Here is a 23,846-nt window from a genome sequence, read left to right on the forward strand (position 1 = left end):
AGGTATGTTCGCTTGATCAATTAAGCATCTTAAAGTGTTTTCAGCCGAAGCTGATTAACCGATGCAATCGCACAAGCGCCCACACGAATTGTCTGATATCTTGTTAAAGAACTGATTAAATCGTGGTGATTTAATCGCTGATTCAGCAGTCAGTGCCGATCAGCAAGGCCGCCTATCTTACCGTGGCGGCTTTCGTTGTCAAGCGATCATTTTTCAGAAGCTTTCCAACTCGCTAACGTTGCCCGAAGCCCTGTCAGCGGAGGCGCGTATTACCGCGCCAGCTTGATTTGTCAACCGGTTGTTTTTCGTTCATCTCCAAACAACCCATTTTCAAACCGCACTTCCCGGTCAGCAATGAACATTTATTCTGCTGATCTCTGACAATCTTTTGGGAATGCCTTGGGAAGAGCCGCGTATTATAAAGAGAAAACGGACGAAGGCAATACTTCATCCGTTAATTTTCAGAACAATATACGACAACCCTCCAACAAGCTGATGCCTTCTTTATTGTGTGTCCGTCAGTCGCTCAAGAAATGCCCGGTGGAACAGCCTGATTTCATGATGAAAGGCTCTTACCTCTTCATTCGTCGCTGGCTGAACAGGTCTCAGCCCATTCAGCAGTACAGCGAATATCAAAGGTGAGTTATTTTCCGGAAAGGCATAACCCACCATACTGTTTACCCCACTCATATAACCAGTCTTTAGCCAGCTACGCTCATCATCCCGTGAGGCCAGCCAGGGTGCATTCTCCCCCCAGCTTTTCCAACCGGTTTGCAACACTTCAGTAAAGTCATCAGCACTGAGCATGTTATATCGGGACAACCCTGAACCATCCACCAATCGCCCCCTGGTCAAGTCAACGCCCTCTTCCCGTAACATAGCCAGAACCGCCTCTGTGCCTGAAGAGTAAGAGCCCTTTTCACCCTTTACCGACGACCCTATGGTTTTCAGCAGGCTATCAGCGTACAGGTTGTCTGACTTATCCAGCACTCGCTGTAAAAGATCGGGCACCGGCGCAGAATGATGACTGGCCATAAGCCAGGTAAAATCCCCCTGTGGTTTCTCAACCACAACCCTGCCTTCAAGCCTGATGTTGTTTGCCTGCAAAAAAGACTCAACAAACCTTGCGGCAGCCCGCTCCGGATCACGCACTGAAAATGCCATGCGCATGGGTTTGGCATCAGGGGCAATACACCCTTCCAGGCGGTACTCATGGTTTGATGATGGCCACACTTCCTGAACACACCCGTCTGGCTCATGGGCCTGAGGTTTTCTAATCGCTATGCGATTATCAACAGAGAGCTGCCAGTGTGGCTCATCGTAAACCATCTTTGACAACTGCCCCTCTGTTCCAGAAGGCACCAGCCAGCCAAAAAAACAGTTACGATCCAGTATCATGGCACTGACCGGCGCGGCAAAGCAGATATTATGGTCATCCCAACTTGCACCACCAGCTCTTGGATAACCACTATATATAGAACCATCAAGCCAGATATTGCCGCGTATTACTTTTACACCTTTATTAATCAGTTTTCCCAGTAGCTCAGAAAGGTCATGCCTGGTCAGCGATGGGTCGCCTGAAAAGGTTAACACCAGGTCTCCGGCATATTCCTTTGCCCCTGCCAGGGGTTTGTTACCCAGCAAGCGGGTTTGGTACCGATACTCTTCTCCCAACACCCGATAAGCCGAGATAGCCGTGATGGCTTTGACCGTGCTTGCTGGCAGCAAGTTAAAGCGGCTGTTCCGGTCAAACAGCACCTTTCCGGTTTCAGCTTCAATAACTTTTATGGAATGAATATGCCCGGGTGGTAATGTGGAGATCAGTCGATCCAGGTCATCATTGATGGACGCAAAACCCTGGTTAATTCCAAAAGCTATAAAAGTAATAGACAGCCATTTTTTCCAGACGTTCATAAAAAAGCTCTGCAGCCTCTGACCACACTAAAATCACTGTGTAATTTATAGATTCTCAGTTCAACACACTGGTCTCAAGGCCGACAAACCATTCTAATGAGAGTACCATAGGGCCTGTTGACGTTTCGTTTTGAGCTCAGCGGGATGTCCAGGAGGCTGTCCGAGAATAGCGCCCGACTGGGCGTCCCCGTAGCGAGGATTGCGAGAAATTGAGGATAAAAATTTCTGATTCTGAGGAGAATAGCGGGGCTATTTGACGAAGAAGCAGGAATTTTTAGACCAATTTATCGCAACCGCAGTAGGGCAGTCTATTCTCGGTCAGCCTCCTAGTATGGCTCAAAAAGCGTCATTTATATAACAAAAGCTTCACTCCACTCTTATGGTGTAAGCAATTTGCGGGAAATGGCAAGACTTGTGAAAAAACTCAAACTAACAGCGAATCAGCTTATTGCTAAGCAACCAGTGAAGGATTTGGGTTTCAAGTCCACAGAAGAGCTGGAAAATTACGTCGGTATCCTGGGTCAGGAGCGAGCTACCAGTGCGATTCAGTTTGGTGTCGCCATGCACCGCTCGGGCTATAACATCTATGTCATGGGCGAGTCCGGAACAGGCCGGATGTCTTACCTCCGTAAATACCTTGAAACAGAAGCCAAGCGACAGAGCTCCTCGGATGACTGGGCCTATGTCAATAACTTTGATAACCCCCGTGAGCCGAAAGCCCTGAAGTTACCCGCCGGTCTGGGCAGTGACCTGCAGAAGGACTTTGAGAGTTTTATTGATAAACTGCTGATGACCTTCCCGGCGGCGTTTGAAAACCCCACTTATCAACAAAAGAAAAGCGCCATTGAGCGTAGCTTTAATAAACGTTATGACCAGGCCATTGATCAAATTGAACAGGAAGCGCTGAAGCGGGATATCGCCTTGTACCGGGATACCGGTGCCTTGAGCTTCACGCCAATGTCCAGCGGTAAGGCGATGGATGAAACCGAGTTCGCGCAATTGCCGGATAAAAAGCGGGAAAAGTTCAATAACGATATCAGTGAACTGGAAACCAAACTCAATGAGTCTCTGGTGGAACTGCCCCAGTGGAAACGGGAATCCAACGAAAAGTTGCAGGATCTGAATCAGGACACCATTGACCAGGCTCTGGCTCCCCTGATGAAGCCTATGCTGAAAAAATACAGCAAAGAGCAGAATGTTCTGGATTACCTGGAAGCCGTCAAACAGCACCTGCACAGAACGGTAATTGAATACCTGGCGGATGAACGGGCAATGGAGTCCAAAGAAGATGCCAGCAAACGATCAGCATTAGAAGAACTCTACGCCCCCAACCTGGTGGTCGGCCATAAGAACGATGCCGCTGCGCCGGTTATTTATGAGTCTCATCCCAACTACAAGAACCTCTTTGGCCGCATCGAATACGCCAGTGAGATGGGAGCCCTGGTAACCAACTTCCGTCAGATCTGCCCCGGCTCTCTGCACCAGGCCAATGGTGGTTATCTATTGCTGGAAGCCAACAAGCTGCTGGAAGAGCCTTTCGTCTGGGAAGCCCTGAAACGGGCGCTGAAAGAGCGGCAGTTGAAAATTGAATCCCCTTACTCCGAGATGGGGTTGATGAACACCATCACCCTCACCCCGGAAATTATTCCACTGCATGTGAAGGTGATTCTGGTTGGCTCCCGGGATATCTATTACATCCTTCAGCAGCTCGACCCGGATTTCCACGAAATGTTCCGGGTACTGGTGGACTTTGATGACCAGCTGCCACGCTCCCCTGAAACCGTTCAGGCGTTTGCCCAGCTGCTGAAAAACCGGGCAGACGATGAAAACTATCCACCACTGTCTGCATCGGCGGTTGCCCGGATGATCGAACAAAGCTCCCGGATGACCGAAAACCAGACTCAACTGTCGGCAAAAATCGGCGAACTCTTCGACTTGCTGGCCGAGGCTGATTTTATCCGACGCACCGGCAATGGCCGTAAAATCAACCACGAGCACATTGACCGGGCGCTGGATGCTAAGGCCGAGCGTACTGGCCGGGTCAGTAAGCAGATTCTGGATGATATGCTGGAAGGCAGCATTCTGATTGATACTGACGGTGAGCAGATTGGTAAGATCAATGGTTTAACCGTGCTCTCTGTGGGAGATGCCTGTTTTGGCTCTCCTGCCCGGATTACCGCAGCGGTTTATCCCGGCAGCCAGGGTATTGTGGATATTGAGCGGGAGGTCGCCCTGGGTCAGGCCATACACTCTAAAGGGGTTATGATCCTCACCGGTTATCTTGGCAGCCGTTATGCGCAAAAATTCCCACTGGCGATTTCTGCCAGTCTGGCGATGGAACAATCCTACGGTTATATCGATGGCGACAGCGCCTCTATGGCTGAGCTTTGCTGTCTGCTCTCAGCATTGACCAATACTCCGATCAAGCAATGCTATGCCGTCACCGGCTCCATGAACCAGCACGGCGAAGTTCAGGCCATTGGTGGTGTTAACGAGAAAATCGAAGGTTTCTTTGATCTCTGTAATGCCAGGGGTCTGACAGGTGAGCAGGGGGTAATCATCCCTCAGGCGAACGTTCGGAACCTGATGCTGCACAGCAAGGTAGTAGATGCGGTAAAAGCCAAGAAGTTTAATGTTTATGCGGTTTCTCATGTTGAAGAGGCACTTGAGCTGCTGACCGGCCATCGTCCGGGCGTTATGAACAGCAAAGGCAATTATCCAAAAGGCTCCATCAACCAGAAAGTACTGGAACGCCTGAAAGAAATCGCTGATCTGACCAAAGAAAACCAAAGTTAAGCGTACACACTGATACACGGTCAAGCCAGACAGTTGTCTGGCTTTTTTATTGCAAGATTCATTGCGCCTCCCCGGGAAGCTGCAACATTTCAAGCACTAATTTGATCAAGTCCTTCCGTTCGATATCGTCATCACTTTCAGTCTGAATTGTCGGTAGCAAGCCTTTCACTATTTGCTCAAAATCATCACGATAAGCGTGGCTATTCAGTTGCGTTTGCAGAGTTGCAGTGAGTGTATGCAAGCGTTGATATGCTTCTTGAAGCGAGTCAGGCGGTAAGTCGGGTTTGCCTCCAGAAGAGTGCCGGGCAATAAACTCCCTGGCGTAACTCAGGGACATCAGAGCACAGGTAAGCAAGCCATAAATACGCTCATCAGGGTTTTTGGGGTTATTAAAAAGAAGGGTTTCAGGTAATTCATATACTGCTCCTTTTTGGAATTCCACGGTCAGCAGATCAAGGTAATCAACGAGGAATACCAGCATATCGTTCAGGGATCTGGTTTGTTCAGCAAACGACAAATCGCTGAACGTTCTCTCAACACCAGGAGCGGCCATTTGTGCTGCCTTCTCATGGGTCACCCCGGTATCAACACTGATGTGAAGCCCCATTAATTTGGCACCCAGATCACCGTAATTTAGATGAACATTGTAGACTTTTGGTTGCTTAGTCGCCTGACACCCCGGAATTGCCCAAATGACGATGCTTTGGGGAATGTCTGTATCACTGTCGGTGTTGAGTGCCTGCAATTTTTCCAGGAGTTTTCTGGCAGACTCGTCTGACGTGCATTGAATGTCAATATCGATAAATAATGAGCAGCGGTTCTGTAAAAAGCGCGCGTATGAACCGGTAATCAGGATGGGTGGATCAGCATACAAACTATTAACTTCCTCAATAATCTCCAATGCTTTCAGCTTTAGCGCATGTAACCGGGGAAACTGAATGTCGGGGAGCCCCGGTTCGCCGACACTTAACCATTGTTTTGACGAAGATTGCAGAGCCCCACTGCCAGCAACTGCCGCGGCGGCGGAGCTGTGTTGACTGGCAGAGATTGCGTATCGGTAAACACCATCACTGTCCCATCTTGCAGGAACGACAGCTTTCAGGTTGTGGAGTATATTTTCCATTAAATTGGCTTCACAGATGCTTTGTTCAAACCAGAAGCCTAAAGCATGGCGCAAAGCGGTTCCTGCCGGAAAACTTTGCAGGCATTCCAGCACCTGCCCCTTATGGATATGCCGTCCATTAACAGACTGTCTCGTGATATGGCAGTGTGACAGGAAGAAGAAATGCAGGCGTGAATTCTGAAAGGAACTCCGCAGCAGTGTGAGGGATCGATATACCTGTTCTGCTGACACTCTCTGACCATCAATTGGCAGCTCATGGTACATAGCCATGAATTGCAAAAGACATTGAAGTCGATATTGCTCATCGTCTTTGATTGATACGTTGTTTAAGATTTGCCAGGCCGTTTGAAGTATCTCGCGGGCTTCATTGGTTTCATGGTATTGCTCGGGGTGTTTCAACCTTTGTATCAGATACCTGACTTGCCTTGAAGAATTATCCCCGGGTAATTTATTAAATGCTTCCAATACTTTCTGGTTATCCAGAAGGCTGCCATTCAATTCTCTTGCATTCAGCGCCAGCTGGGCATAAAAAATAGCGCGTTCGAGCCACCAGCCACCGCGTTCATAGTCCTTGATTACTGCTTGCGGTGTGACTTGCTGATCGTTCAACAGCAGCCCCGTCAGGCAACATTGTGACTTAAAACGCGCTATGCCCAGTTTGCCCTCCGGACTATCGGGAAAATCCTTAATCACGGCGTCCGGTGTCACCTGCTGGTTATTCAACAGCAAGCCCCTCAGGCAACATTGTTCCTTAAAGCGCGCTATCCCCAGCTTGCCTTCCGGACTCTCCGGAAAAGCCTTAACCACCTCAGCCGGTGTAACTTGCCGATCATTCACCACCAGTCCTCTCAGGCAGCACTCGGCTTTAAAGTGGACCAGTTCCAGAGTTGCCCCGATAAACTGAAAACCCTTAATCACCGTATATGGCGTTATCTGGTGGCCATTCAAGGCAAGACCCTTCAGACAACATTGCTCCGTAAAGTGCACCAGCTCCAGTGTTGCCCTGATGGCCTGAAAATCTTTCACTACCTCATCCGTTGTGACTTGCCCCCCCTTCAACAGCAGCCCCCTCAGGCAACATTTTTCCTTAAAGCGTGCTATCCCCAGTTTGCCTTCCGGACTATTCGGGAAACCCTGAACCACCTCATCCGGTGTGACCTCCCGGCCATTCAACGTCAGGCCCCTCAGGCAACACTGTTCCTTAAAGTGCGCTAATTCCAGAAATACCCCCACCGCCTGAAAATCCTTAACCACCTCATCCGCAGTGACCTGCTGGCCATTCAACGCCAAGCCATTCAGGCAACAGTCCGCTTTGAAGCGGGCCAGCCCCAGTTTGCCTCTCGGATTATCCGGAAAGTCCTTAACCACCTCATCCGGAAGGATCCTCTGGCCATTCACCACCCCCCCTTTAAGACAACATTCCGCTTTGAAGCGCGCCAGCTCTAAGTTTGCCCTGGCGGCCTGATAATCCTGAACCACCTCGTTCGGTGTAACCTGCTGGCCATTCAACGCCAGGCCTCTCAGGCAACATAACTCCTTAAAGCGCGCCAGGTCCAATATTGCCCTGACTGACTGAAACCCCTGAACCACGGCATTCGTTGTGACTTGCTGACCCTTCAGCGGCAGCCCCCTCAGACAACACTCCTCTTTGAAACGCACTATCGCTAATTTGTATTTATAATGTCGATCCGGATCTCGGTTGAATTCTTGAATAACCTCATCCGGGGTAACTTTTCTGTTGTTTAGCAGTATGTTCTGCAAGCAAAGTTTTTGCAGGAAGAACCCACTTCTGAGGGACGTTGTATCTTTTTCAAAGGCTGAAAGCACATCAGCCGAGGTGATTTGACGTCCATGTAATGGTTCTTTATTCCAAAAGGCATCCTCTATAGATTTGCCGCTACCCCGGATGCTGGCTGTGCTTCTATAGGGCCAATTATATGAGACTCTTTTACCATTAAATGCGGTTCCGGCACGGTCAGGAACCACGCCTGGCCCGGCTTGCCGGTCAGCGCGGCGAGCAGGCTCTGAGCGGTGGTGGGTTGATGTTGCTGCTTTCAGAGTTAAGCCCCGCTCACTTGGACAATAAATACCGCAGTTTGACCTCAAAATAATTATTAGGTTCCATTGATGGCAGGTCATTCAGATTCAAAGCAGGGCAAAATTTGATTAAAACAATGCCACTTTGGGTTGTATAATCGGCGGCTAATGTTATATCTCAGTCGTTTCCAATGCCAGCAGCCTCTTCCCCCAGCAACAGCTTCAATGACCGGTTCGGCGGTATTCGCCGCTTGTATGGCAACCGTGCTGTTGAACAGCTTCGTCAATCCCATGTCTGCGTCATCGGTATCGGTGGTGTTGGCTCCTGGGCAGCAGAAGCCCTGGCCAGAACGGCGGTGGGTAACATCACCCTGATCGATCTGGACGACATTTGTATAACCAACACCAATCGCCAATTGCATGCGCTTACGGACACCATTGGCCGCTCAAAAGTTGAGGTGATTGCCGAACGCATTACCCGGATAAACCCCGAGTGTCAGTGTCAGACCATTGAAGACTTTATTACAGAAGATAATCTTCAGGAACTGATCACCAGCGAGTTTGACTATGTGCTGGATGCCATCGACAGCTTCCGGGTTAAGGCGGCGCTGATCGCTCACTGCAAACGTCACAAAATCAAAATCATCACCACTGGTGGTGCTGGCGGACAGATGGATCCAACCCGGATTCAGATCACCGATCTGACCAAAACCTGGCACGATCCTCTGGCAAGAAAAGTGCGCAACCAGCTTCGTGACCGTCATGGCTTCAGCAAGAATACCAAACGAAAGTTTGGGGTAGACTGTGTGTTTTCCACCGAGCAGGCAGTTTATCCACAGGCTGATGGCACCATCTGCCAGACCAAACCCACCGGTGAAGGCTCAATGAAAATGGACTGTGCCAGTGGTTTTGGCGCGGCCACCGCAGTGACTGCGACCTTCGGTTTTGCTGCGGCTGCGCGAATTATTGAGAAGTTGACCAGAACTAGGAGGCTGTCCGAGAATAGACTGCCTGAATAGTCGCTTGGCGCTATCGATAACGATGGGCAACCGCCTGAATCTCCCTGACAATCGCCTTAAGCCCATTGCCCCTGGATGGGCTTAAATGATTGAACAGATCCAACTCACGGAACCACAGGTCAATATCTTCCTGTTCAATCTCTGTCGGTGTTTTCCCTGAGAATACCGCCAGAACAATGGCTATCAGCCCCCGGATCACTCTCGCATCGGAGTCAGCGATAAAGTACAGGCGCATGGTTTCATCGTCATAGTGATGATGCAGCCAGGCGCTGCTTTCGCAACCATGAAGTCGTGCATCATCACTTCTCCATTCCCCCGACAGCACAGGCAGCTCTTTGCCCAGCAGCATGATCTGGCGGTAACGTTCCTGCCAGCCTGAAAGCCCATTCAACCGTTCTGTTATCGTGGCAAGGTTCGGAGCCTGCTGACCAAAGATCTCTGGCAGGTCAGTTGCTGCACTGATCATTGCCTGCGTCTTGCCCGGCTCTTCATCCTGATCACTGTTCATTTCAGGGTGAGCAATATACAGCGGTGAATGGTGGAGCTTGTCCATGGCATCCACAAAAGCCCTGGCTTCATCGATGGTGTTATAGAGCGCAAAAGAAGCTCTGACCGTTCCATTGAGGTTCAGGCCCTCCATCAAGGGCATGGCACAATGATGCCCGGTTCTCACGGCAATCCCCTGCTGGTCAAGCATCAGCCCGATGTCCTGATTATGATGCTCACTGGAGACAAACGACACGACGGGCGCTTTCCACTCTGCCTGACCAATCAGACGGATACCGCTTATCTGGCTTAATCCCTCCTCCACCAGTTGACGCAGCTGATGTTCATGGGCCTGCATGGCGGCAACATCAATATCCGCTAAAAACGTCAGTGCTTTGCCTAAACCAATGGCACCGGCAATATTGGGGGTTCCTGCCTCAAATTTGAACGGCAGGCGATTAAAGCGGGTGCCGGAAAAGCTGACATGCTCAATCATCTCACCACCGCCCTGCCAGGGAGGCATGTTTTCCAACAGTTCCCTTCGCCCGTACAGCACACCGATACCCGTAGGACCGTAGACCTTATGGCCGGAAAACACATAAAAGTCCGCCCCTAGCGCCTGAACATCCACTTTCTGGTGAGCAACAGCCTGAGAACCGTCCACCAGAACCAGGGCACCGGCATGATGGGCAAGCTCAATAACCTCTTTAATGGGGGTGATCGTACCAATGGCATTGGAGGTATGGGTCATTGCCACCAGCCTGGTCTTATCCGACAGCAATTGCCGGAACTGTTGCATATCCAGATTGCCAGCATCATCCAGCTCAACCACCCTGATGGTTGCCCCGGTGACTTCAGTCAGCAGTTGCCAGGGAACGATATTGGCATGGTGCTCAAGGCGGCTAAGGATAATCTCATCGCCAGCCTTCAGCTGGCTTCGTCCCCAGCTGCTGGCCACCAGATTGATGGCTTCAGTCGCTCCCCGGGTCCAGATAATCTCTTCCGTAAAACGGGCATTAATAAAGTGGCGGGTGGTTTCTCTGGCGGCTTCAAACCCATGGGTCGTGCAGGCACTCAGGAAGTGCGCTGCCCGATGCACATTGGCATTCTGCTCCCGATAATAGCGGTCTAGCGACTCAATAACTGACACCGGCTTCTGTGTGGTTGCCGCATTGTCCAGGTAGACCAGCGGATAGCCATGCACGGTCTGTGACAACAGGGGAAACTGCTGCCGGAGATTATCAACATCCAGCACAGTGGATTGAGTGTCGTCATGGCCTTTCATAGTGACCTTCATGGTGATCATGCCTCTGAGTTTCTGGCACTGCAAATAATGCTGTGCTATAAAACCTGTACATTAAACATTTAAAACTGATAAACCTATGACGCCTTCAGCCCTGAACCAACCAGTCATTCTTATCGTGGTGATTATTATCACCGCGGGTGGCTTTGTGGGCTGAATAAACAGCTGTTACAAAACCCCCGCACCGAAAGGTCCGGGGGTTTTTTTATACCTGATAAAGGAGAAAAGTCATGCTTAACCTGATCGTGCTATCTGTCATTATCGTGCCTGTCATTCTATCTACAGCTATTACCCTCAACATCTGGCAGTCGGGGGATCATCGATATGAATGGTGCTAAAGCAATCGTCCAAACCCTGGTTCACCACGGTGTTGATACCGTTTTTGGTTACCCCGGCGGCACCATTATGCCGGTGTATGACACCCTGCTTGACGCCCCTGTTGAGCACCTGCTCTGCCGCCATGAGCAGGGAGCCGGTTTCGCCGCTATTGGCTATGCCCGCTCAAGCCAGCGAACCGGTGTCTGTATTGCCACCTCAGGCCCTGGCGCAACCAACCTGATCACTGCCCTGGCAGATGCCATGATGGACTCTGTCCCCATTGTTGCCATTACCGGCCAGGTACCCACCAGTGCCATGGGTACCGATGCCTTTCAGGAGATTGATATGCTGGGGCTTTCCATGGCCTGCACCAAGCACAGTTTCCTGGTGACAGAGCCGGACCGGCTCTGCCAAACCCTTCATCAGGCATTTACTCTGGCCAATTCCGGACGACCGGGCCCTGTCCTGGTGGATATTCCCAAAGATATACAACAGGCTCCCGCCAGTTGGCAGCCACCACTCGACCTGATTGAGAACAGTTTTCACCCTGATCAGGCAGCCCATAACAGCGTTGATCAAGCGCTGCAACTTATGCGCTCAGCATCCCGCCCCATCGCCTATATCGGTGGTGGTGTGAATATGGCTGGTGCCACACCAGCGTTGCGCCATTTTCTGCAAATGACCGGCCTGCCCAGTGTCTGCACATTGAAAGGGCTTGGTACTGTACCTCCAGACAACGAGGCCTATCTTGGCATGCTGGGGATGCATGGCAACCGGGCGGCGAACACGGCAGTACAACTGTGTGACTTATTGGTTGTTGTGGGTGCCCGTTTCGATGACCGGGTGACTGGCAAGCTGGACACGTTTGCCCCTGATGCAAAAGTTATCCACATCGACATTGATCCGGCTGAAGTGCACAAACGCAGAGCGGCACATGTCGTCTTTCATCAGCCCATGCCCTGGATACTGAAAGAACTGTCCATCGCTTTACCCATCAACGATTGGTCCGGCCACTGTCAGCGACTCAAAGAAGAACATCAATGGCGATACGACAAACCCGGTGAGGCGATTTATGCGCCCCTTATGCTCAACCAGCTATCCCGACAGCTGCCGAATAATGCCATTATCAGCTGTGATGTCGGGCAGCATCAAATGTGGGTTGCCCAGCATATGGCTTTTCACCACACCCGTAATCACCTGACCAGTGGGGGTCTGGGCACCATGGGCTTTGGTCTGCCCGCCGCCATCGGTGCTGCCATGGCACGGCCGGATGATACCGTTATTCTGGTATCCGGTGATGGTTCATTTATGATGAATGTTCAAGAGCTGAACACCATAAAAAGAAGACAGCTGCCGATTAAAATAGTCCTGCTGGATAACCAGAAGCTGGGCATGGTTCGCCAGTGGCAGGCGCTGTTTTATCAGGGCCGTTACAGCGAAACCGATCTTTCCGATAACCCGGACTTTATTTCGCTGGCCAAGGCCTTTGGTATTGGTGGCAGAACCATCACCCATCGGAATGAGGTAACGTCAGCCCTGGATGAGATGTTGAGTGTGAGTGGCCCATGGTTGCTCCATGTGCGCATTGATGCCATGGAAAACGTATGGCCCCTGGTACCACCGGGAGCCGCTAACCATGAAATGTTGGAGCAACACTCATGAGCTTCCAGTTATACCTGCAATGCCATCAACAACCTGATGTAGTGGAGCGGATACTCAGAGTTATCAGACACCGGGGCTTTACTGTGAACACCATGAGCATGACGCCTTCCCGCTGCGGTGGCAAAATTGAGTTATCCATGACTGTTTCCAGCTCACGACCTGTGCATCTTCTGATGACCCAGGTTGAGAAACTCCATGATGTGCTGGCACTGAGATGCATTGATACAACGTCCAATACTGATGTCGGCAGCTATTGATACACCCGGCCAGCCTGGCCAGGAGGCTGGCCGGATGAATCATGCTCTTACCGGCGAGTTCAGTGAGTCAGCACATCCACTTCACCATTGATAATAGCCTCCTGTCGTTCCATCTCTTTCAACTTGAGACGGAAACGATTAATGATGAACTCCCTGAACCAGCGATGCGCCCGGTTATGCTCCCAGTACTCCGGCCACACTACGTAGTAGCTGACTCTGGGAGGTTTACCGGGCAGGGTTTTCATCGTCATATCCTGGACATAAGTATTGTAACGAGCCGCTCTCTCCATTGTGATCAGAATATGATGGGTGTCCTTTACCAGCTGCAAACCGATAGGCAGATTGGGTGTTTTCGCAACCACCCGGATATTCTCACTGAGGCCTTCCAGGTAGTCCCTGATGAAATGAGGACTTCCCATCCACGAAGAGTGGCGAATCACCGGGTACTGTTCAAGGTCTTCAATGGTCACCTCCTGATCAACGAGAGGATGATCCTCATGCACCAGGGCACAGATACTATCCTCCATTAATAGCTCATAACTGAAACCGGCAGGTGGCTTGCCAACGTACCCAAGCACCAGATCGACCTGACCGGCCTCCAGCTTTTTATCCAACTGCGGGCTGAACTGTAACAGTTCAAAATTAAAATGCGGTGCCTGTTTCCAGAACTGGTGCAGGATTTGCGGCAGGATTTGCTCAAGAACAATATAAGTCCCGGCAATGGTAAAGTTTTTTTCGGTAATCCAGGGATCAAACTGCTGGTTCTCAAATATGGTGCTGGCTTCCGTCACCACACGGTTCACGTCGTCTTTCAACGCCAGCGCTTTTTCGGAGAGAAAAATACGGTTGCCCTGCCTGACCAGAATCGGATCATTCAGTGCTTCACGCAACTGAGCCAGGGTCCGGCTCATGGCGGACTGGGTAACATGCATCTGCTTCGCAGCCAGGGAAACACTTTGAGTATCGAGTAACGCCTTGAGGCCCGGCAAAAGGTTCAGGTTAAGTCTGTACAAGTTCATACTTTGCTAACAGGCACCCCAAAGATTGAAAGCACCATCTAAAACAAAAGAGCCTGATCAATCAGCTCAGAGAGAAAAAAACAGCTGACCTGTAAAAGCCCAGGCCAATTTGACCACGAGACTATAGTTATACCACTTTAACTTCATCAGTATTATTCCCTATACATTCATCGCTAATCAGGTACACTGGAAACAGGAATCAGTGTCAGAGGACATTCTCAATCAGGCAAATGGCCATGTCTGAATACACGTTTGAAGTACTGGTCTCATGGCTAATTGAGAACGCCCCGTGGCTCTGGTGAATCTGGCCTTGGCGCCTGACAAACAACGGGTCAGGCATCCGCTGAAACAGCTTTCAGGAGGGTCTATGAGCCAAAACAAGTACAAGAGTATTCAAGATCTGGTAGATAACTACATTGCCTCTGGCCTTTCTGCCAGAGAGTACGTTGAAGCCCGTGTAGATGCCGGAGATCTTAGTGCTGCCGAAGCCCTGAAACTGCTGTCTATTCTTCGAGAAGCACAGTCTATTACCTTTAAACTGGCCGAAGTCAGTGATGACGAGTTTTCCGGCCTGCACATGGTCCTTGTTCGCAAGGAAGAGGATGAGCTTGCGGATGACGCCTCTCCTCTGTTCAGTATTGAAATCGATGAAAGCCTGAACAGTAATCGTGATGATGTTATTAACCTGTTGCAAAAATTTGCCAAAGAGCTGGCTGTGCTGGCGACACGAGGAGAGCTTGAAGAAGCAGAAGCCATAGATACCATTGATGACAACCCTGAAGACTGGCTGGATCATCCCAACATTCTCCCCGCCAGTGAAACCCGTCACTGATAAGGAAGCGGTCTCACCCTGCCCTCTTAACACTTGAAAAAATAAGCCCGGCAAGTTCCGGGCTTATTTTTTGATGGATAAAAGTGAATAACTATTTCTGATTATATAGCTCAATCTTTAGTCATCAACAGATTCATTGATCAAACCATTGAATGACCTGTGGATAACTGACTGCACCGCACTATTTTCAAGCCTCACAAAACTCTGGTTGTTTTTTGTACAGTACAGCCAAATTGATCAGCGATTTCCCTGAAAAACTCCGGAACCCGTTCGCTTAAAACAGCTATTGATCTCTAAGTAAGGGGTATTATAGGGTTACGTTGTAATCACCTCAGCAATCAATCATCCCCACCGAAACCGCCTCCACCAAAACCGCCGCCACCGTGATCACCTCCATCATAATCACTTAGACTGTGCCCACCTCCACTGTACCCACCTCCGCTGTAACCACCTCCACTGTACTCATCTTCACTGTACCCACCTCCACTGTACCCACCTCCACTGTAGCCACCACTGTACTCACCTCTACTGTGCCCACCTCCACTGTTCCCATCTCTATCGAGACTACTTATGCTGAGACTACTTATACCGAGACCACCTCCTGAATCGAAACCAGCAACATCATCTACAACGTCTCCAATGTCTGGCGAAGAAACGACTAATTCAGAAAAGAGATCAACGTTGTCTAATGATAAGCCTGCGCCTATATCAAGTGGCAGGCGGGCAAAATCCCCAACATCAATATCACCTGAAAAGCTGGAAGCGGGTATGGATAAATTTTCTGTACACGTAGACGGAGGAAGATCTACACGCAATTCACCAGAATCAGATCCATAAGCCGTATTGAATGTACGTTCCGGAGTGAGGAATAAAGCAACATACAGATGCGGCATCCAAAAGCCGTCTACCAGAAAATATCTTTCGGTGGGCTTAATTTGAGTCAAGTCAGAGTAATAACTGTCAAGTTGCTGGTGGAACAACTGCAATGAGAGACTTAGTTCTTCCTTTTTCCGTTTCACATTTTCATGGATTTCGCATAATTTATTTGACACCTCAGAGTTTAACTGGGTCTCGAGATTACCAATAGCAGTGGTTTTTATATTCTGATATTTGCATTCTATAGTTTGACTATCTTTGATTTTATTAATGATTTCAACTATTTCACTTGGCTTACGAATCATTTTTTTATAACCACCCCATGCCCTGTGAGCTTTATCAAAATATGAGTTGATCAGTTTTTCACCTTTATCCCTCATTTCGTCTTTGGGCGCTAAGATCATAGCCTCTATGACAAGCCGAATAGCTTTTTTTAAATTTTCTTGAAATTTTTTCATGTAATTATCATCACGACTGCTGACGATAACACCTCTGAAATACCGATCAGCATCTTCAAATGCAGCCTTGGCCTCCATAATTTTTTCATCATAGAGCTTAATTGGCTCATGGATTGTTTCGCAATATTGATTCTGGTACTCGGTTTCGTGTAATTCAACAATCCCCTGAATCTGTGACTGACAATTTTCAATAAAAGCATTTACTGATTTCTCAGCAGCTTTATCAAACTGCTGGAAGATTTTCTTTTCAATTAGATTCTTATGAAGTTTTTTAAGCTCAATATGGCATGGATACTTTGCTAAACCTTCCAGGCATAACTTGCTATGATCTTTATCAAAAGCAGGGTTCAAGGCGAGCTGATAAAAATGATCTGCACTGACAACACAGGACATCACTTTTTCATATAAGCCATCAAAGAACTCCTTACGAATACTGGGGCTTAATTGACTGAATTGCTTAAATGCCTCCAGAGCATCATCAAAGTTGTTAATAGATGCATGCATTTTGCTGAATATTCTTTCGGCTACCTCATCCTGGCCTAGTCCAGCGATATTTACTCTGTAAAAAGCCGCCTTACTATCAACTAATGTTTGGGCCTCATCACACAGTACAGAAAATGCCTTTTTGAGTATTGCTTTTTCATCATCTTTAACAAGGCTTTCCATTTTTTCATTAAGTAAAAATAGTGAATCAGCACGTACCTTCTCTTTTGGTAAACGCTCTACTCTGTTTATCAAATGCTGGACAAGTGCTTTGTGCCCTGAAGTTGACAGAATGCTGATATAACAGTGATTATTTTCAACGAATTTTTTTAATGACTCCGTAGTATCGAGTGAATCAAGATCACAGCCCATAGTCTTGACGGCCATGACACTCAGTATTTCCTTCAATCCCTGTGGAGCACCTGACTCACCATGTTCCCGCACTGATTCCTGATTGATCCGCCAGTAAAGCAGGTATATCAACCGAAGAGTCTCGGCATTACCGGGGTGCTGGCCCTTGTCAAATAACGTTATTAATGATTCCTGTAACGAACTGAACGTATTGGGCAATACCATAAACTCAGACAACTCTGATTCGACGAAGTCAAGCAAGGGAACAATATTGGAAAATGATTGGATGGCACACTTTAAATTATCTTCCAGAAGTGCATTTATTCTCTGTGTTTGCTCTCCAACTCTGGTCTTTAGCGCTTCGTATCTTGTGTTATTATGCCTGAGTATGGGTAACCGAAGATTTTCATTGGTTTTGGACTCCAGATCTCTGAACCTGGATTTGTTGCTACGATAAGTATCTAACGGATTATTCTGATCAGCATAATTTGCAAATTCACGGCGACAGGTATCAATCTTGCGATTATTGTCACTGAGAAGTAAATCCAATCGATAAGGTTTGGTAAGCAGGTATCGCAGGGGAAATTTGTTAACCACTTCTATTTTGGAGCGTCTATGCAGCTCGATACCTTGTGGTGCTGATGTTAATTCCGATGAATCAATGTTCACCAGGGGGAACGTAGGACTGGCCGTTTGTTCTTCTTGCTGTTCTGGATAGTGTGTCGAAAGGGAATTTTCAAATGAAGCGGGTATCATAATAAAATCCAACTAGAGAGGTCAGCCAGGCTTGCACAATGAGTCAGGCAGCTTTACTCAATTATTGTTAATGTAGTAGAGCAGATGTTTCAAAAATTTCTGATCGATTAGTCAGGTTGGACTATGACTTTGCAAGAACGTTCCGTGATTTTCACATTATTTGAAATCTTTGCAGCATTTCTGATAAAAGCTGTCCTTCCAATTGAATGGATCAATGGAAGGACAGCGGCCCCGGAGGTGGCAACGGTATAAAACTCACCGATGTTATAGGGATAAATATCTGCCGACTCAATCCAACCTGGGCTGATCGTTCTAGTGCAGCTAAGGAGTTGTCTGGAAATAACTTCCCTATTTTCATTGCCTGACTCCGTTCGGACTGAGCTTGTCGAAGTTCGGTGGCACGACCCTTCGATACTTCGACAAGCTCAGCACTCAGGGTGAACGGAAATCGGGAACTTATTAAAAGACAATTCCTAAACGTTGATACCCACACCGTTCGTTCTGGGCTTGTCGAAGTACGGTGGCACCATCCTTCGACAAGCTTCAGGATGAACGGGGTGTACGGGCATTAACGCTTTTCTGCACTAGCGTGTATTGGCAGACAGAATAGCCTCCACATAGGAAGCGCCATTCTCAGAAAACCCACCCAGCAAATCGGTGATAACCGCTATCAGCCGGTTATAGCCATCCTCCCCGGAAGTCTTTAACACCGTTGCCTGCAACGAAGATCTGTTATTCAGTTCAGAATATTCCACCATGGGATCATCAACGTAGTGTTCCGGCATGGTCTGCTCCAGCACCTCGTGAATATCATGAGCTTTCTCATAAGCCTGCCTGGAAATGACCGTAACAATATGATCATCCTCATAAACTCTGGCGGTTGTTTGTCTCGTTAATGCCTGAATGGTCGGGTGTTGCTGGTTTTTCTCTGCATAAGCCTGACTCATCACCTGGCTTTGAAAATCTTCAAGGACTGTGTGCCGGTTGGATGCCAGTTGGATCGCCTCTTTCTGCCCTTGTGGGAAACCCACAAGATTCATTAAACCAACCCACAGGGTTGCCACGGTATTATTGCCCGGTACCGGCATCACATGATACGGGTTGGAAAAATCACTGAGATAGTGGAGCCCCCATCCCATAAAACGCCATCCCCAGTAATCATGCCCCTGACTGAAGGCAAACTCGGAAAGCTGCTTAAAGGACTGGATGCGATACTCCGGATACGTCTGCTTTAAAAAACCACCCAGGGCATAAAGCACCGATGACTCATGGTAAAAGCCCATATGGAAAGGTGCCTGTGTACCATATTCCAGGTTTGGATTACCAAACGGCTGCTTACCAAACCCATAGATCTTGCCGTAGTCGGTATTGCTGTCGGTAAACAGGCCTATATCCAGCCCGTGATCCGGTTCGTCCGTGGCCGTTGTGACGATATCAATGGCTGAGGCCTTATCCCCCGGTTGCAGCTGAACCAACTGCACAGACACCAGATGATCAAAATTCTTCAGAGTGCTCACAGACTGCGGCTTAATGGGTGGAGACAATCGTTTTTCCCCGGGAAGAAGCTGTAAATACAGAGGCCATTTGGTATTTGGGTTAACACGAATGGCATGGGCAAAGCGGGTACGAATATCGTCTTTGCTGCCCGTGGCCCTGAAGGCCAGATCTTGCGGACGGGGCGCATAGTGCCATAAATTTTCCTGCATCCACTGCTCCTGCTGATCCAGAAACGCTTCCAGCGCCTCTTCATTAGCCAGCAGAAAGCTTTCCAGACTTTCCACTGTCACCGGGGCAGCATCCCGAACCGGCGGCAGTGTCGCCAGCATCTGGTGAGTGACCAGAGTGTGGTTGGACCAGGAAAACGCCTGGGCAGAGATCAGCAAAGACAGCAGAAAACATAAGGTACGCATAGGCAGGCTCGGTAAAGTAACGTTTTTATTAAATTTATTGCGCGTATACCATAACGATAATGACGGGTTGATGGCAATCAGCTATCGACAACACAATAGGAAAAAAAGTACGGAACTTTAAAACAGTTTTATGGCCTAAGTTATTTGGTGATTGGATATATATGGCATTATCTGATCAATCACTGAATGGCCGAAAAATCCCCAGTTACCCGTATGTATTTAACCAAACCCATCTTCCTCTCTGACTCTGTTGACAGGGTTTATGGTGCTCATCAAAAACATTATGACCATAAACGATTTGCATCCGACGACAGTGAATTCATCCCGGATATAGCAGGCCTTAAAACCACTCTCAACGGTGTATCCGTTCGGGCGATCTATCACCCCCCTCACCTGTATATGACTAAAACGGGTACTTTAAATTCAGTCATCTATGACGGCACCAGTAGCAATAATCCCTATGATTACCACATCGCTAAAGATGCCAAGATAATCATTCCCTCAAGCGTTTTTCCCATGTTCAGAAGTGAAATGAAAGATGGAGACAGACTGGTAATCAGCACCAAAACAATGAAGTACAAATATCAGATTGCTGAAGCAGATCATTCGCCAAAGAAAAAAGAAGTAACCGGGATAGCTGTTCTTGGTTCAGAAGAACCGGCTAACACGACCGAAATTGAATACCTTAAGTCTCTGGTTGAAAAACATGTTTTACAGCCCAGAGATACAGCATTTGTCCCTACCATGCTGCCCATCAGTACCAGGGAACTGATTTATTTTTTTGATAAAGCCTACCGCTGTAAGGATAAATTATTTGACAGTGATTCCGGACAACAAACATTACTGACCATCGTCTCAAACCGCCAGCAGTGGGATGTCTGCTTCAAGCTACTGGAACTGGGGGCCACTCCTGATGCCGGTCATCACGGTGATAGCATGACGCCGCTTCACATGGCGGCAAAAGCGGGACAGTCCGATCTGCTGGAAGCCCTGTTGCTTCATAACGCCAACCCCAACATGACTACCGGGCCCTGGTCCTACAAGGGCGAGTGCAAGAGGATGACGGCATTAAGGTTTACCCTGCTGTATAAAGGCACAGATAAAGAAGAAAGCGCAAACATCAGAAAATCAATGATTCAAACACTGCTGGAAAGCGGTGCCGACCCAATGACCATCGATACGACAGAGTTAGCTGAATTCATTGAACCGTTAGAATTAATGTTAGAGACCCTTCTGGTAGCCCCAACAAACTCAGTAAAACACACCAGACTCCGGCAAAGATACCAACAATATCTGGAAAAATTAGCAGCCGATGGTTCAGATATTCAAAAAAAACTGGGGTCCGGTTGCACGTTTGCGCAGCGGAAATCAATGGAGAATCTATTGAGGTTACTGGATAAGCTGGCCAGCAGGGCAGACACAGTGCCAACACTTCAGAACGTATGCCGTGCCGTCATTCGTCCCGAACTGAATTTCCCAATCCGCAGAAGCATCAAGGACCTCAATCTTCCCGGAAAATTCGAAAAATTCATCTCTGACAGATAGTGAATTCTGATGAAAACCATGTACTCGTTGTCGCATCACAGGTGACCACCAGACAGCTCGCTCTGACAGGAAGAAAAACCCTGTAAAAAAAAGGGGAAAAAGATCAAGAAGGAAATGACCAGACCGGGTATAAATTTCTTGCATACCACTATGCTCTTTAGTACAAATAGACAGGCCGAAACACAGAACAATAAAAATAATACCAAGAGCACTTTCTAAACATCGTCGTATATATAGCCAACTGCGGTGCAAAATATGGTCAGGTAGCCGATGATAGTGGGGACTATTATCAGGTGTTCCAAGGCTGTAAAGGAATCCGGGTTACCAGCGCTACAGCGCCGTTAGAATGCTCCATTGGTGGAAAAAATAACTCTAATAATAAACGGCAAGGACACACCATCTCATGTTGACACCACAAAAACGACTGCAGCTCGCACCTGCAACCGCTGGTTTTGTCTTATCCGGTACACTGCTTTTCGCTGCTTCTACCCAGGCTTATGAGTTTGAGGCAATGGATGGTGAAGTGCAGGGGACTCTCAATACCACAATTACTTTGGGGGCCAAGTACGATCTTGAAGGCTATGAAACGCCAGATGGCTCTGAGAAAAATGAGAACGACGGTGATCGTTCTTTTGATAAAGGCTTTGTTAGCAAGGCTCTCAAGCTGACTTCTGAGCTGGACCTGAAAAAAGATAACTACGGTTTCTATGGTCGTGCTACGGCTTTTTACGACCATGTACTGATGAATGGCAGCAATAAGTGGGAGTCCAATAACGCTAAGGATGTTGCAAAAGGCTTCGACGATGAGACTGGAACATTTAACGGCTGGTCTGATGAAGTAAAAGATAATCAAGGCCGGGGGGTCAAGTTACAAAGCGCTTATTTATACGGTGACTGGACATTTGAAGGCGGTCAGAAACTCAGTCTTAAATTGGGTGATCAGACCCATAACTGGGGGGAATCCATTTTCTACGCAGGTGGTTTGAGAGATCTGAACGCCTATGATGTTGCACTCTCTTCTCTTCCTGGCTCTGATGGCGATCTGAACATTGCCCAGGGCATGCTGATGGCCGATCTCCAGTTCAATGATGAAATGAAACTGTCAGCCTTTGCCCAATATGATTGGGAACGTTCAATTATGTTAGGGCGTGGTACTTACGGTTCTGGCTCAGATCTCTTTGTTCCCGGTTCTGATTTTGCCTACTATGAACTGGCGGACTTCGGGCTGAAAGGCCAGGATGCTGTATTGGAGCAAGCTGGTATCCTGCAAGCTGCCGACTATGGAAAGGTGGCAAATGTAGGCGGTGTCGAAGCAGCCAGGGATTCTGGCCAGTGGGGAGTGAAGTTTACCTTCACGCCAGAGGCATTACCTGATACAGAATTTGCTTTATATTACGCAAACTACCATTCAAGCCTTCCGTTCTTTGAAGCTAAAGTTTCTCAAAGCGAAACTGCACGTGGCATTGGATTAGTTGGCGGTTTCGACCCAATGACAGGCTTTGATATTGCAAACTCAGCTGCAGGAGCGATAAATAGTTTACTTACAACAGTTAGCGGAAATGCATTACTAGGAGGACCCGCTGCAGCTCAAGGACTTGCGGGTGGCATTGCAACTCTTAATATGCTTGCCAATGGAGTTGATGCCCGAGTGATTTACCCGGAAGACATTAAACTCTGGGGTGCCAGCTTTAATACTAAAGTCTGGGGCTATACACAAATTGCCGGTGAAATCACCTATAGAGAAAATGCACCAATCTGGCTTGATCATCCAGACGATATCCTTGGCAGTGCTTCGGATGCTCTTATAAAAATTGCTAACGGTCTGGACTTTGAGGCTTCAAAGTCAACCGGTGCTATGGCGAGTACAGATCAGTGGCATCAAAACATTGAAAGAGTTCCTATGTGGGATGCCTCCTTATCTGTCATCCAACCATTTGGTGCCGTTCTTGGCACAGACCTGATGTACGTTGTTGCTGAAGCTGCGTTTGAGCAAGTAGCGGGTCTGAAGGATGAATACTATGGCAAAATCTTAGGAAAAGGCGCTGAATCAGGCATCAATGCGGAAGAACGCCTCGACCGAAACAGCTGGGGCTACAACATGATGGTTGGTGCCAACTGGAATGATGTCGCAATGCAAGGCCTGAACCTTGAGTCCACTTTCCGCTTTACTCATGACGTTAATGGCAACTCCCATTTTACTGGTCGCTTTGAAGAAGGCGAGAAAAGGATCAACATGGGCCTGACCGCCAAATACGACGATATGATGGCCAAAGTGACCTGGGGTGGCGATGCCGACAACGTTCTGCGTAAAGGCACCATTACCGGAACGGTTGGTTATACCTTCTAGCCTGGTTCCCACAGTCTCCAGTCCACCATTTCAATGAGTTTGATGTGTACAATCTCCGTTCACCCTGAGCGCCCTTCGACTCCGCTCAGGACGAACGGAGTTTGGGCATCATTGATAACCCCATCAACCGTGCCCCCCCATTAAAGCCCCACGATACCCAGCCAACACCAAAGCCGATAAAATCCCGACGATTCCCGGCAAAAACCCAGGCCGATAAAATCCCCCCGCACAAAACCACCCTTAACCATCCGCCATTTATGCTGATATATTACAAAGAGCCTGCTGATGCCCCGTTGCCAGTTCAGTGAAACATCATCAGGCCCTGACAATGAATTCAATATCCAGGGACAGAAA

Annotated in this window: 14 protein-coding genes; 8 read left to right on the forward strand and 6 right to left on the reverse strand. The window is 48.4% G+C overall.

Translation table 11 applies throughout. The features are described from left to right. Positions 1–504 precede the first annotated feature (504 nt). Positions 505–1,914 carry a D-alanyl-D-alanine carboxypeptidase/D-alanyl-D-alanine endopeptidase gene (dacB, locus tag CX664_RS09855; RefSeq protein WP_101746574.1) on the reverse strand — a complete coding sequence of 470 codons (1,410 nt, stop codon included), beginning with the start codon at positions 1,912–1,914 and terminating at the stop codon, positions 505–507. A 462-nt stretch (positions 1,915–2,376) separates the two neighbouring features. On the opposite strand from dacB, the gene CX664_RS09860 reads away from it, so the two are divergent. Further along, complete coding sequence (locus CX664_RS09860) at positions 2,377–4,710, forward strand: Lon protease family protein (RefSeq protein ID WP_338063476.1); 2,334 nt, start codon at positions 2,377–2,379, stop codon at positions 4,708–4,710. A 58-nt stretch (positions 4,711–4,768) separates the two neighbouring features. Here CX664_RS09860 and CX664_RS09865 read toward each other — a convergent pair whose 3' ends face one another. Beyond that, positions 4,769–7,594, reverse strand: a complete 2,826-nt coding sequence (locus CX664_RS09865; protein ID WP_145999928.1) for a hypothetical protein — start codon at positions 7,592–7,594, stop codon at positions 4,769–4,771. A 467-nt stretch (positions 7,595–8,061) separates the two neighbouring features. Here CX664_RS09865 and tcdA point away from each other — a divergent pair, with 467 nt between their 5' ends. Beyond that, the gene (gene tcdA / locus CX664_RS09870) at positions 8,062–8,889 is read left to right on the forward strand and encodes a tRNA cyclic N6-threonylcarbamoyladenosine(37) synthase TcdA (protein ID WP_101746577.1); all 828 of its coding nucleotides are present in this window, start codon (positions 8,062–8,064) and stop codon (positions 8,887–8,889) included. A 10-nt stretch (positions 8,890–8,899) separates the two neighbouring features. Here the strand turns inward: tcdA and CX664_RS09875 are convergent, their stop codons facing one another. Next, positions 8,900–10,672, reverse strand: a complete 1,773-nt coding sequence (locus tag CX664_RS09875) for a SufS family cysteine desulfurase (RefSeq protein ID WP_244910641.1) — start codon at positions 10,670–10,672, stop codon at positions 8,900–8,902. A 330-nt stretch (positions 10,673–11,002) separates the two neighbouring features. Between CX664_RS09875 and ilvG the strand changes: the two genes are divergently transcribed. Beyond that, the gene (gene ilvG / locus CX664_RS09880; RefSeq protein ID WP_101746578.1) at positions 11,003–12,658 is read left to right on the forward strand and encodes an acetolactate synthase 2 catalytic subunit; all 1,656 of its coding nucleotides are present in this window, start codon (positions 11,003–11,005) and stop codon (positions 12,656–12,658) included. Continuing rightward, entirely contained in the window at positions 12,655–12,915 is a 261-nt protein-coding gene (gene ilvM, locus CX664_RS09885; protein WP_101746579.1) for an acetolactate synthase 2 small subunit, read from the forward strand. Before ilvG ends, ilvM begins: the two co-directional genes overlap by 4 nt. Before the next feature lie 59 nt (positions 12,916–12,974). On the opposite strand, the gene CX664_RS09890 is transcribed toward ilvM, so the two are convergent. Next, a complete protein-coding gene (locus tag CX664_RS09890) occupies positions 12,975–13,934 on the reverse strand; it encodes a LysR family transcriptional regulator (RefSeq protein ID WP_101746580.1) in 960 nt (319 codons plus the stop codon). 367 nt (positions 13,935–14,301) lie between these two features. Here CX664_RS09890 and CX664_RS09895 point away from each other — a divergent pair, with 367 nt between their 5' ends. Then, positions 14,302–14,766 carry a hypothetical protein gene (locus CX664_RS09895; protein ID WP_101746581.1) on the forward strand — a complete coding sequence of 155 codons (465 nt, stop codon included), beginning with the start codon at positions 14,302–14,304 and terminating at the stop codon, positions 14,764–14,766. A gap of 338 nt (positions 14,767–15,104) precedes the next feature. On the opposite strand, the gene CX664_RS26335 is transcribed toward CX664_RS09895, so the two are convergent. Then, positions 15,105–17,690, reverse strand: coding sequence for a hypothetical protein (locus CX664_RS26335; protein WP_180966445.1), 2,586 nt, complete (start codon positions 17,688–17,690; stop codon positions 15,105–15,107). A gap of 584 nt (positions 17,691–18,274) precedes the next feature. After that, a complete protein-coding gene (locus CX664_RS09905) occupies positions 18,275–19,600 on the reverse strand; it encodes a hypothetical protein (protein WP_101746582.1) in 1,326 nt (441 codons plus the stop codon). Positions 19,601–19,786: 186 nt separating this feature from the next. Here CX664_RS09905 and CX664_RS09910 point away from each other — a divergent pair, with 186 nt between their 5' ends. The 3 genes from CX664_RS09910 (at position 19,787) to CX664_RS09920 (ending at position 23,800) form a co-directional block, all read left to right on the forward strand. Continuing rightward, entirely contained in the window at positions 19,787–21,145 is a 1,359-nt protein-coding gene (locus CX664_RS09910; protein ID WP_101746583.1) for an ankyrin repeat domain-containing protein, read from the forward strand. 403 nt (positions 21,146–21,548) lie between these two features. Continuing rightward, positions 21,549–23,492 carry a DUF1302 domain-containing protein gene (locus CX664_RS09915; RefSeq protein ID WP_101746584.1) on the forward strand — a complete coding sequence of 648 codons (1,944 nt, stop codon included), beginning with the start codon at positions 21,549–21,551 and terminating at the stop codon, positions 23,490–23,492. A 101-nt stretch (positions 23,493–23,593) separates the two neighbouring features. After that, the gene (locus CX664_RS09920; protein ID WP_101746585.1) at positions 23,594–23,800 is read left to right on the forward strand and encodes a hypothetical protein; all 207 of its coding nucleotides are present in this window, start codon (positions 23,594–23,596) and stop codon (positions 23,798–23,800) included. Positions 23,801–23,846 lie beyond the last annotated feature (46 nt).

This window comes from Endozoicomonas acroporae, from assembly GCF_002864045.1.
Classification (GTDB): domain Bacteria; phylum Pseudomonadota; class Gammaproteobacteria; order Pseudomonadales; family Endozoicomonadaceae; genus Endozoicomonas; species Endozoicomonas acroporae.